This window comes from Pseudomonas sp. LBUM1649 (assembly GCF_059716155.1).
Window position 1 is genome coordinate 4,379,779 of the sequence record NZ_CP166807.1, and the last position, 11,092, is coordinate 4,390,870.

Genomic DNA, 11,092 nt, shown 5'->3' on the forward strand with positions numbered 1-11,092 from the left:
CAGGTCCGGTGTCTTACTCCTGGATCACGTCCGCCCCTTTGGGAATGTCGAACTTGAACTTGGAGGCCGGGATCGGCTCGTTGGCCTTCACCCCGGTGAACAGGATATTGGTGCGCTGGCCGACACTGTCGATCAGCTGCATGTCGTTGACCAGGCCATTGCGGAACGACAGGCGCAGGCTGTCGAACAGGGTGTCCTTGGTTTTCGGCTTCAGGGTGAAGTCGATCACGCCGCCGGCTTCCTTGGCGCTGATATCGAAGCTCTGGCTGATCTTCGACACGTCACCGGACAGCAGCAGCGCTGGCGTCTGGGTCAGGCGCTGATCGAGGTTCTTGATGGTGGCCTGTTCCAGATCCGGGTCCCACAAGGTGACCTTTTTACCGTCGGAGACCATGGTCTGCTCGGCAGGCGCATTGGTGTGCCAATAGAACAGGCCCGGACGCTGTAGCGACATCTCGCCGGCGGTTTCCTGCAACTGGGTACCGGTGCCATCCAGGGTCAGCTGGGAGAAACGTGCGGTCAGGGTCTGGGATTTTTCCAGCAATTGGGTCAGGCGTGCCACGTCCTTGTCATCGGCGTGGGCCGAGAGCGTGCTCAAAGCCAGTACCGGCAGCAACAGCATGCGGATCAGACGCATGGGAGTCCTCATAACATTCGTGGGAGTGCGGGCGGAGCCTCGAGACGCCGCCCCTTTTCAGTATCGGGTCAGTCGCGTACCGGGCCAGGGGCCAGGACTTCACGCGAACCGTTGGTGTTCATGGACGTCACGACCCCGGCCATTTCCATGGCTTCGATCATGCGCGCGGCGCGGTTGTAGCCGATCTTCAGCTTGCGCTGAACCGCGGAGATGGACGCGCGACGGCTTTCCAGGACGAACTGCACTGCTTCGTCATACAGCGCGTCGGCCTCGGGATCATCGCCATCGCCGCCACCGCTGCTGCCTTCAAAGCCGCTGCCCGCCTCTTCGACACCGTTGAGGATGTCATCGTTGTATTCCGGCGCACCGCGCAGTTTCCAGGCCTCGACCACGCGGTGAACCTCATCGTCGGAAACGAACGCGCCGTGCACCCGGATCGGCAGGCTGGTACCCGGCGGCATGTACAACATGTCACCGTGACCCAGCAATTGTTCGGCGCCGCCCTGGTCGATGATGGTCCGCGAGTCGATCTTGCTCGACACCTGGAACGCCATGCGGGTCGGGATGTTGGCCTTGATCAGACCGGTGATCACGTCCACCGACGGGCGCTGGGTCGCGAGGATCAGGTGAATACCCGCCGCCCGCGCCTTCTGGGCGATACGGGCGATCAGTTCTTCAACCTTCTTGCCGACGATCATCATCATGTCGGCGAATTCATCGACGACCACGACGATGGTCGGCAGCTTCTGCAGCAATGGCGCTTCGTCGTGGATGCTTTCGCGCTTGTACAACGGATCGCTCAACGGCTCGCCGGCGTCCTGCGCCTCCTTGACCTTGGCATTGAAGCCGGACAGGTTACGCACGCCCATCTTCGCCATCAGCTTGTAGCGTCGCTCCATCTCGGCGACGCTCCAGCGCAAGGCGTTGGCGGCGTCCTTCATGTCGGTGACCACCGGGCACAGCAGGTGCGGAATGCCTTCGTAGATCGACAGCTCGAGCATTTTCGGGTCGATCATGATCAGCTTGGCGTCTTCCGGGCCAGACTTGAACAGGATCGACAGGATCATCGCGTTCACCCCCACCGACTTACCGGAACCGGTGGTACCGGCTACCAGCAGGTGCGGCATCTTCGCAAGGTCAGTGATCACCGGCTTGCCGCCGATGTCATGGCCCAGGGCCAGGGTCACCGGGGACTTGAAGTTGTCGTACTCGGGGGTCGACAGCACTTCGGAGAAGCGCACGATCTGCCGGTCTTCGTTGGGAATCTCGATACCGACCGTGGTCTTGCCCGGAATCACTTCCACCACGCGCACACTGGTCACGGCCAGGGAACGGGCCAGGTCTTTCGCCAGGTTGGAGATACGGCTGACCTTGACCCCGGCCGCTGGCTGGATCTCGTAACGGGTAATCACCGGACCCGGGTGGATCGAATCCACGGTGACTTCGACGCCGAATTCCTTGAGCTTGATTTCCAGCAGGTGGCCGACGGCCGCCAGGGATTCGGGCGAGTAATTGAGTTGTTTCTTTTCCGCCGGGTCGAGAATCGAGATCGGCGGCAAGGTGCCTTCCACGGCGCTGTCGACGAACAACGGCGCCTGTTTCTCTTTTTCCACGCGTTTGCTCGGCGCTGGCGGCTTGGGTGGCGCCGGGGCGATCACCGGCGGCACCTGCTTCTCACGCTCGGACATGTGCTTGCTCAGGGCCTGCTCGCGCTCGATCAGGCGCTCCTTGACCTTGGCCTGTTCACGCTTGTCGGTGACGGACGGCGCGACCACATCGTGCACGCGCTCATCGACTTCACGCAGTTGCGCCACCAGTTGCTTGCGCTCGGTACGGGCCGCCCACCAGCGATTGGCGGCGCCCTGGAACAGTTCGAACAGGTCGAGGGTGATCTTGCCGGTAACGTCCATCACCTTGAACCATGACAGGTCGGTGAACACCGTGAGGCCGAACAGGAACAGGGCGATGAACAGCAGTGTGCTGCCCTGGATGTTCAGCGCGTTCTTCGCCAGTTCGCCAAGACTCTCGCCTAGCGCCCCGCCAGCGCCGGCCGGCAGACCGGTCGCGGCATGGAAATGAATGTGCGCCAGCGCGGCACCGGACAGCACCAGGAACACCAGGCCGATCAGGCGCCAGGAGAACAGCCAGCCGCTCCACTCCCACGGCTCGTGGCGTTGGCGGAAGATCTGATAGGCCTTGATCGCCAGCAACAGCGGAAAGATATAGGCAAAGTAACCGAGCACCATGAACAGGATATCGGCGCTGTAGGAGCCCGCCGGGCCGCCGAAGTTCTGCACGTCGTCGATCTTGCTGTTATGGCTCCAGCCCGGATCGTCCTTGCCATAGGTCAGCAAGGCCATCATCAGGAACAGGCACAACGCACCGATGGCGATCAATGCACCTTCCTTGAGGCGGTAGTGCAAGTGCTGGCGCCAGAGTGGAACGACTGTTTTGGGTGCTGCGGTGGATTTCTTCAAAACCTGTTTTTCCTGCGCCAACGGCGCGTCCATCTGTTGAATGACTATAAAACTGCCCAATCCAGGCAGGTAAAAAAGTTAACAGGCGTAACCGGGACTACTTTTAACACTGCGCATCGGTTTTCATAAACACGAAAGGCGATGCCTATTTTGTTACAAACACTGTTACAGCCAGGCATTGTACGGGTTTGTACGTACGATGCCATGCTGGCAACTCTTGGGTGTAGCATAGTCAAAGCACATTACGTGCGACTCAATTTGAGCACGCATTCTCTTTTGTGACAAAGGCTTATGAGGTGTTTTTATGAGCGAAGCGAAGCATTCCCGCCTGATCATCCTGGGTTCCGGTCCCGCGGGCTACAGCGCAGCCGTGTATGCCGCTCGCGCCAACCTCAAACCCGTTGTCATTACCGGCATACAGGCAGGTGGCCAGCTCACCACCACCGTGGAAGTCGATAACTGGCCTGGCGATGTCGAAGGCCTTACCGGGCCAGTACTGATGGAACGCATGCAAAAACACGCCGAGCGTTTCGCCACCGAGATCGTTTACGACCACATCCATACCGCCAAGTTGCAACAACGCCCCTTCGAACTCATCGGTGACAGCGGCACTTATACCTGCGACGCCCTGATTATTGCCACTGGCGCCTCGGCACAGTATCTGGGGCTGCCCTCGGAAGAGACCTTTGCCGGCAGAGGGGTTTCAGCCTGCGCGACCTGCGACGGCTTCTTCTATCGCAACCAGGTGGTCGCGGTGGTGGGCGGTGGCAATACCGCCGTTGAAGAGGCGCTCTATCTGTCGAACATAGCCCGGGAAGTCCATCTGATTCACCGTCGCGACAAGTTGCGCTCGGAAAAGATTCTTCAGGACAAACTCTTTGAAAAGGCCGCCAAGGGCAATATTCGCCTGCACTGGAACCAGAATCTGGACGAGGTACTGGGTGACGCCAGCGGCGTGACCGGCGCGCGCCTGCGCGACAGTCATACCGGCGCACTCACGGAGTTGCCGCTGACTGGCGTGTTCATCGCCATCGGTCACAAGCCCAATACTGACCTGTTCGCCGGTCAACTGGAAATGCGTGATGGTTATCTGCTGGTAAACGGCGGCAGCGAAGGCAATGCGACGGCAACCGCCATCGAAGGCGTGTTTGCCGCGGGTGACGTCGCCGATCACGTGTATCGCCAGGCCGTCACCTCCGCTGGCGCCGGCTGCATGGCCGCCCTGGACGCGGAAAAATACCTCGACGACATTCCCGCTGTTTGACGGCACACTTTACGGCGGGCCCGACGCCCGCCATCGCCCTCCCCTTCTGTAAGCCCTGACGCCATGCTGACTTGGTTACAACGCAACACCCTGACGTTCCCGGCGCTGGAAAAGGCCATGCGCGATCCCAACGGATTGCTGGCGGCCGGTGGCGACCTGTCCGCCGATCGATTGATCCAGGCTTACCGCCATGGTTGTTTCCCCTGGTTTTCCGAAGGGCAGCCGATTCTCTGGTGGTCGCCGGACCCTCGCACCGTGCTGTTTCCCGATGAACTGCACGTGTCCCGCAGCCTGAACAAGCTCCTGCGCCAACAACGCTACCAGGTGACCTTCGATCAGGATTTTGCCGCAGTCATCCGCGCCTGCGCCGCTCCCCGGGAGTATGCAGACGGCACCTGGATCACCGAAGCCATGCAGAACGCCTATATCGAGTTGCACAGTCGCGGCCATGCGCATTCGGTTGAGGTCTGGGACCAGGATGAACTGGTGGGTGGGTTGTATGGCCTGGCGATGGGCCAATTGTTTTTCGGCGAATCCATGTTCAGCCTTGCCGACAATGCCTCGAAATTTGGCTTTGCCACACTGGTGCGACATCTGAAAGACTCGGGTTTTGTGCTCATCGACTGCCAGATGCCCACCGACCATTTGCACAGCCTGGGCGCGCGGGCGATTCCGCGCCGTGTGTTTGCCGATTACCTGGCGCAGCATCTGGACCAACCCAATCGTGCAACCTGGGTTTGCTGAGCGACTTTGGCGCGCGTGGCTTACACTTATTCAAAAGCTTATCCCGAGGGTTGATCATGACCGAGTTGGCGCGTTTGAAGTTTTATGCCACTCAACCCCACTCCTGCAGTTATCTGCCCGAGGAGCAGGCCACCACCCTGTTTCTCGACCCTAGCCAGCCCATGGATGTGCACGTCTATGCAGATCTGTCTGAAATGGGTTTTCGGCGCAGTGGCGACCATCTGTATCGACCCCATTGCCAGAATTGCAATGCGTGCGTACCGGCGCGCATTCCTATAGGGCAATTCACACCCAATCGTCAGCAAAAACGCATTTTCAAACGCAACGCCGACTTGCAGGTCCGCCCCGCCAAGCCAGGTTTCAGCGAAGAGTATTTCGATCTTTATCAGCGCTACATCGAAGAACGCCATGCCGATGGCGACATGTACCCGCCCAGCCGCGATCAGTTTTCGACCTTTCTGGTCCGCGACCTGCCATTTTCACGGTTCTACGAATTCCGCCTCCAAGGCCAGTTGCTGGCCATCGCCGTCACCGACCTTCTGCCGAACGGTCTGTCGGCGGTCTACACCTTCTATGAGCCCGCCGAAGAGCGCCGCAGCTTGGGGCGCTACGCCATACTCTGGCAAATTGCCGAGGCCCGACGCCTGGGGCTGGACGCGGTTTACCTGGGCTACTGGATCAAGAACTGCAAAAAAATGAGCTACAAGACCCAGTATCGCCCCATCGAACTGCTGATAAACCAGCGCTGGGTTGTTCTGAACTAAAGCAAGCCCTAAACCCCTTGGCTTAAACACCACTTTTCGGGCACAATGCACGCCGCTTTTGCCTGGCGCAGTTGCACCGGGCCATTCATTGGACACCGAGGGCTTTACTGCATGTCGAAAGAAGACAGCTTCGAAATGGAAGGCACTGTCGTCGACACCCTGCCCAACACCATGTTTCGTGTGGAGTTGGAAAACGGGCACGTCGTAACCGCGCATATTTCCGGCAAGATGCGCAAGAACTACATTCGTATTCTTACCGGTGACAAGGTGCGCGTCGAGCTGACGCCCTATGACTTGAGCAAAGGGCGCATCACTTACCGCGCTCGTTAATCAGGTCAATACAAGACGCCCGGCTTATGCCGGGCGTTTTTGTTTGCGCGTGATCGATCGTTCCCACGCTCTGCGTGGGAATGCCTCAACGGACGCTCCGCGTTCGGCTCTTAAAGGGACGCGGAGCGTCCCGGGCTGCATTCCCACGCGGAGCGTGGGAACGATCAGAACAGCAGACAGCAAAAAGGCGCCTCTCGGCGCCTTTTTGTTTTGCTTCCGAACGTCAGGCCATTTCAGCCGTGGTTTCGAACTCGAAGGTCAGCTCGCCGTCCTTGATGTCGATGTGTACCACACCGCCATGTTCGGCCAGTTCGCCAAAGAGGATTTCCTCCGCCAGTGGACGCTTGATCTTGTCCTGGATCAGGCGCGCCATGGGACGTGCGCCCATCGCCGAGTCGTAACCGCCGGCCGCCAACCAGCTGCGGGCCGCATCGGTGACTTCCAGCAATACACGCTTGTCTTCCAGCTGCGCCTGAAGTTCGGTAAGGAACTTGTCCACCACGCTCTTGATGACCTCATGGCTGAGGCGACCAAACTGGATGATGGTGTCCAGACGGTTGCGGAACTCTGGCGTGAAGCTCTTCTTGATCACTTCCATCGCATCGGACGAGTGGTCCTGATGGGTGAAACCGATCGAAGCACGGGCTGCGGTTTCGGCACCGGCGTTGGTCGTCATGATGACGATCACGTTGCGGAAGTCGGCCTTGCGCCCGTTGTTATCGGTCAGCGTCCCGTGGTCCATGACCTGCAGCAGCAGGTTGAAGACTTCCGGATGCGCCTTCTCGATTTCATCTAACAACAGCACGCAGTGTGGCTGCTTGGTGATGGCTTCGGTCAGCAGACCGCCCTGATCGAACCCGACATAGCCTGGAGGCGCACCGATCAGACGCGATACGGTGTGGCGCTCCATGTACTCGGACATGTCGAAGCGAATCAGCTCGACCCCCAGCGCCTTGGCCAGCTGACGTGCCGCTTCGGTTTTACCGACACCGGTGGGACCTGCGAACAGGAACGAACCGACTGGCTTGTCAGGCGACTTGAGGCCGGCACGGGACAGTTTGATCGCGGTCGCCAACGAATCGATTGCAGCATCCTGACCAAACACCGTCAGCTTCAGGTCACGCTCAAGGTTACGCAGCAGTTCCTTGTCGGAACTGGTGACGTGTTTTGGCGGAATCCGCGCGATTTTCGCGACGATGTCCTCGACTTGAGGCACTTCGATGCGTTTTACCCGTTTCTCCACCGGCTGCAGGCGCTGGTAGGCACCGGCCTCGTCGATGACGTCGATGGCCTTGTCCGGCATGTGCCGGTCATTGATGTAGCGCGAAGCCAGTTCGGCAGCGGCGCGCAGGGCCTCATCACTGTATTCGATATTGTGATGGGACTCGAAACGCCCTTTCAGGCCCCGCAGAATACCGATGGTGTCTTCCACCGACGGCTCCGACACATCGACCTTCTGGAAGCGCCGAGCCAGGGCACGGTCCTTCTCGAAGATCCCGCGGAATTCCTGGAAGGTGGTCGAGCCGATGCAGCGGATATCACCGGACGACAGCAGCGGCTTGAGCAGGTTCGAGGCATCCATGACGCCACCGGACGCGGCACCCGCACCGATGATGGTGTGGATTTCGTCGATGAACAGGATCGCCTGCGGACGTTTTTTCAGCTCATTGAGCAACGCCTTGAAGCGCTTCTCGAAATCGCCGCGGTATTTGGTCCCGGCCAGCAAGGCACCCAGATCGAGGGAGTACACCACGCTGTTGGCCAGCAGGTCCGGCACCTGATTGTCGACAATGCGCTTGGCCAGGCCTTCGGCAATCGCGGTTTTACCCACGCCCGCCTCGCCCACCAGCAGCGGATTGTTCTTGCGGCGGCGGGCCAGGATCTGGGCGACGCGCTCGACTTCCATCTCACGGCCTACCAATGGATCGATTCGACCCTGGCGCGCGAGCTCATTAAGGTTGCTGGCATAAGCATCCAGTGGATTGCCTGAAGATGAAGACTCACCGCCCTCGTCGTCCTGCATATCTTGCTCACCCTCGGAGTGATCGCCGTGCCCAGGCACCTTGGAAATGCCGTGGGCGATGTAGTTGACGACATCGATGCGGGCAACGCTCTGCTGTTTCAGCAGGAACACCGCCTGACTCTCTTGCTCACTGAAGATCGCGACCAGCACGTTGGCGCCAGTCACTTCGCGTTTGCCCGAGCTCTGTACGTGAAACACAGCACGTTGCAGTACACGCTGGAAGCCCAGGGTTGGCTGGGTCTCACGATCCTCGTCATGCACGGGGATCAATGGCGTGGTGGAGTCGATGAACTCCTGCAGGTCATGCTTGAGTTTGTCGAGGTTCGCGCCGCACGCACGCAAAACGGTGGCGGCAGCCTCATTGTCCAATAGGGCCAGCAGGAGATGTTCGACGGTCATGAATTCATGACGCTTCGAACGAGCCTCCTTGAAGGCAAGATTGAGGGTGACTTCGAGCTCGCGGTTTAACATAGCTTCACCTCATACCCAAGTGGTCGGCGATTAACCGTCCTTCTCGATTTCACAGAGTAGCGGATGCTGGCTTTCCCTGGCGTACTGGTTGACCTGCATGGCCTTTGTCTCGGCGATGTCGCGGGTAAACACTCCACATACTGCCCGCCCTTCTGTATGGACAGCCAGCATGACCTTGGTCGCCAGCTCGCGATTCAGGTTAAAAAACACCTCGAGCACTTCGACGACGAAATCCATCGGTGTGTAGTCATCATTGAACAAAACCACCTTGTACATCGGCGGCGCCTGTAAAGCAGGCTTGGCCTCCTGAACAGCAATGCCTGCGGAATCGTCGTCGTGTTCCTCCGGGCGATCTTTCTGGAGAGTCGGGCGATCCTGATTGAATGTTAGTCGAATCTGGCTGATTGCATGCATGGAAAGAAAGGTTCGTCAGTTGTGCAAATACAGTGGTGGGGGCGGTCTTGGGCGATTTCAACTCCGACTGCCTGGTCAGCTTGACTATCGGCAAAACGGTGTTACAACCAATAGAGCCCACAGTGGGTAAAAAAGGTCCGCGGAGTCAACTTTTTTTCTAAGAAGTGACTGCGGATGTACTGGATGATACTCCAGTGATGGAGTCTGTTGCAGAGGGAGTTGGTATGTCAGGTGTCAAGGTCAGCGGCAAGGTGAAATGGTTCAACAACGCCAAGGGTTACGGTTTCATCAACGAGGACGGCAAATCGGAAGACCTGTTTGCTCACTACTCGGCCATTCAAATGGAGGGTTATAAAACCCTGAAAGCCGGGCAAGCCGTTGTCTTCGAGATTATCCAGGGGCCTAAAGGCCTGCACGCCGTCAACATCGGCGCCCCTGTCGATACGACGAAGGTCACTACACCTGCTACGCAACAGACAGTTACGGTTTAACGCAGCACCGTCACCCAGTCATAAAAAAACCGCCCGGTTCAATCGCTTGAGCCGGGCGGTTTTCGCATGCCTGGGTTTTGTTACATGTGCGAGATCAACGCATCGCCGAAGCCAGACGAGGAAACCAGCTTGGCGCCCTCCATCAAGCGCTCGAAGTCATAGGTCACGGTCTTGGCGGAAATCGCGCCGTTGGTGCCCTTGATGATCAGGTCGGCCGCTTCGGTCCAGCCCATGTGGCGCAGCATCATTTCAGCCGACAGGATCAACGACCCCGGGTTCACCTGGTCCTTGCCGGCGTACTTAGGTGCGGTACCGTGGGTGGCTTCGAACATGGCCACGGTGTCGGACAGGTTGGCGCCCGGCGCGATACCGATACCGCCCACTTCCGCCGCCAGGGCGTCGGAGAGGTAGTCGCCGTTCAGGTTCAGGGTCGCGATCACATCGTACTCGGCCGGGCGCAGCAGGATCTGCTGGAGCATGGCGTCGGCGATGGCATCCTTGACGATGACGTTCTTGCCGGTTTTCGGGTTCTTGAACTGCATCCACGGACCGCCGTCGAGCAGCGTCGCGCCAAATTCTTCAGCCGCCACTTCGTAGGCCCATTCCTTGAAGGCACCTTCGGTGAACTTCATGATGTTGCCTTTGTGCACGATGGTCAGCGAATCGCGATCGTTGTCGACCACATATTGCAGGGCCTTGCGCGCCAGGCGCTTGGTGCCTTGCAGGGACACCGGCTTGACGCCGATACCGCAGTTTTCGTCGAAACGGATCTTGGTAACGCCCATTTCTTCTTTAAGGAACTTGATGACCTTGGTGGCTTCCGGGGTACCGGCCTTCCACTCGATGCCGGCATAGATGTCTTCGGAGTTCTCGCGAAAGATCGTCATGTCGACGTCGCCTGGCTTCTTGACCGGGCTTGGCACGCCTTCAAACCAACGCACCGGGCGCAGGCAGACATACAGGTCGAGTTGCTGGCGCAGGGCCACGTTGAGGGAACGGATACCGCCACCGACCGGCGTGGTCAGCGGGCCCTTGATGGAAACCACGTAATCCTTGACCGCGTCCAGGGTTTCCTGAGGCAGCCAGGTGTCCTGATCGTAAACCTGAGTCGCTTTTTCCCCGGCGTACACTTCCATCCAGGAAATCTTGCGCTCGCCGCCGTAAGCCTTTTTCACAGCAGCATCGACAACCTTGATCATGACCGGGCTGATGTCGACACCAATGCCGTCGCCTTCGATGAAGGGAATGATCGGGTTATTAGGAACATTGAGAGAATGGTCTGCATTGACGGTGATTTTGTCGCCGACGGCTGGAACCTGAATCTTCTTGTAACCCATGCTGAACTCCATTGATTGGATTGAACATCTGGCTTGGTTCGAGCGTAACCCAGTTAAATCGGCGCGCAAACCCTATGTTCCATTCATATGCCGCAAAGCCACGTTACCTGCGACCTACAAGCCTGAAAGCAAAGGGAAAA

General features: G+C 58.7%; 10 protein-coding genes. 5 read left to right on the forward strand and 5 right to left on the reverse strand.

The window, feature by feature from the left end; all coding sequences use genetic code 11:
* Positions 1 to 13 precede the first annotated feature (13 nt).
* A complete protein-coding gene (gene lolA / locus ACA058_RS20270) occupies positions 14 to 637 on the reverse strand; it encodes an outer membrane lipoprotein periplasmic chaperone LolA (protein WP_008062032.1) in 624 nt (207 codons plus the stop codon).
* A gap of 68 nt (positions 638 to 705) precedes the next feature.
* A complete protein-coding gene (locus ACA058_RS20275; RefSeq protein ID WP_497635630.1) occupies positions 706 to 3,147 on the reverse strand; it encodes a DNA translocase FtsK in 2,442 nt (813 codons plus the stop codon).
* Positions 3,148 to 3,418: 271 nt separating this feature from the next.
* Here ACA058_RS20275 and trxB point away from each other — a divergent pair, with 271 nt between their 5' ends.
* The 4 genes from trxB (at position 3,419) to infA (ending at position 6,216) form a co-directional block, all read left to right on the forward strand.
* A complete protein-coding gene (gene trxB / locus ACA058_RS20280; RefSeq protein WP_497635631.1) occupies positions 3,419 to 4,378 on the forward strand; it encodes a thioredoxin-disulfide reductase in 960 nt (319 codons plus the stop codon).
* A 63-nt stretch (positions 4,379 to 4,441) separates the two neighbouring features.
* Entirely contained in the window at positions 4,442 to 5,122 is a 681-nt protein-coding gene (aat, locus tag ACA058_RS20285) for a leucyl/phenylalanyl-tRNA--protein transferase (RefSeq protein ID WP_497635633.1), read from the forward strand.
* Between the two features lie 56 nt (positions 5,123 to 5,178).
* The gene (locus tag ACA058_RS20290; RefSeq protein ID WP_497635634.1) at positions 5,179 to 5,886 is read left to right on the forward strand and encodes an arginyltransferase; all 708 of its coding nucleotides are present in this window, start codon (positions 5,179 to 5,181) and stop codon (positions 5,884 to 5,886) included.
* Positions 5,887 to 5,997: 111 nt separating this feature from the next.
* Positions 5,998 to 6,216, forward strand: a complete 219-nt coding sequence (gene infA / locus ACA058_RS20295) for a translation initiation factor IF-1 (protein ID WP_002553999.1) — start codon at positions 5,998 to 6,000, stop codon at positions 6,214 to 6,216.
* Positions 6,217 to 6,439: 223 nt separating this feature from the next.
* Here the strand turns inward: infA and clpA are convergent, their stop codons facing one another.
* Both clpA and clpS read right to left on the reverse strand, forming a co-directional pair.
* Positions 6,440 to 8,710, reverse strand: coding sequence for an ATP-dependent Clp protease ATP-binding subunit ClpA (gene clpA / locus ACA058_RS20300; RefSeq protein ID WP_497635635.1), 2,271 nt, complete (start codon positions 8,708 to 8,710; stop codon positions 6,440 to 6,442).
* 30 nt (positions 8,711 to 8,740) lie between these two features.
* On the reverse strand, positions 8,741 to 9,124 hold the full coding sequence (gene clpS, locus ACA058_RS20305) for an ATP-dependent Clp protease adapter ClpS (protein ID WP_020799529.1): 384 nt from the start codon (positions 9,122 to 9,124) through the stop codon (positions 8,741 to 8,743).
* A 224-nt stretch (positions 9,125 to 9,348) separates the two neighbouring features.
* On the opposite strand from clpS, the gene cspD reads away from it, so the two are divergent.
* Entirely contained in the window at positions 9,349 to 9,615 is a 267-nt protein-coding gene (gene cspD, locus ACA058_RS20310) for a cold shock domain-containing protein CspD (protein ID WP_497635636.1), read from the forward strand.
* A gap of 80 nt (positions 9,616 to 9,695) precedes the next feature.
* Here cspD and icd read toward each other — a convergent pair whose 3' ends face one another.
* Positions 9,696 to 10,952 carry an NADP-dependent isocitrate dehydrogenase gene (gene icd / locus ACA058_RS20315; RefSeq protein ID WP_007972065.1) on the reverse strand — a complete coding sequence of 419 codons (1,257 nt, stop codon included), beginning with the start codon at positions 10,950 to 10,952 and terminating at the stop codon, positions 9,696 to 9,698.
* Positions 10,953 to 11,092: the final 140 nt, after the last annotated feature.